The organism is Rhizobium sp. BR 315 (genome assembly GCF_050577975.1).
GTDB classification, from domain to species: domain Bacteria; phylum Pseudomonadota; class Alphaproteobacteria; order Rhizobiales; family Rhizobiaceae; genus Rhizobium; species Rhizobium miluonense.
On the sequence record NZ_JARWKZ010000194.1, the window covers coordinates 1 to 526 of the forward strand.

A 526-nucleotide genomic window follows, 5' to 3' on the forward strand; every position below is an offset into this window, starting at 1 on the left:
TTTTCTGCGTAAACTAAATCATCATCGGCTGTATGCCATAGGAAGACAGGCGGTGTATTTATAGTGACATAACGGGCAGGACTTGCTTCTCTTAGCTGTTGGTCAGTAGGTGTGGTTGTATCGAAAACTGCCTTGCTTGATATTTCCCAAAAGCTTTTTTTATTCTCATCCGCATCACGCTCTACTTTTGCTTTCATCCATTCATAATCAAGGAGCGGATATCCTAATATAACAGCATTTGGCTTAAATAAATCGCTGCTTGCTTGAATAGACTCTTGGAGGAAGCTGTCTTGCCAATGAACAGCCATGCTTGCTGCCAAATGACCACCAGCAGAAAAGCCGCATAAAGCAATGGCATCTGGATTTACAAGCCATTCTTTCGCATTTCTTCTTACTAAAGATATCGCTTTCGCTAAATCAAGTAATGGATTGGGATAGAGAGAGCGCTCAWTTACCTCCGGTAGCTGTTTGAAATCTTTCACCCACTCACGAAAGTACGTATTGTAGCGCAACACAAATGTATGGT

General features: G+C 41.9%; 1 protein-coding gene. It reads right to left on the bottom strand.

Annotation, left to right across the window (positions count from 1 at the left end):
• The coding region (locus QD409_RS35725) for an alpha/beta hydrolase (protein ID WP_430765082.1) at window positions 1-526 on the bottom strand (526 nt) is incomplete at both ends.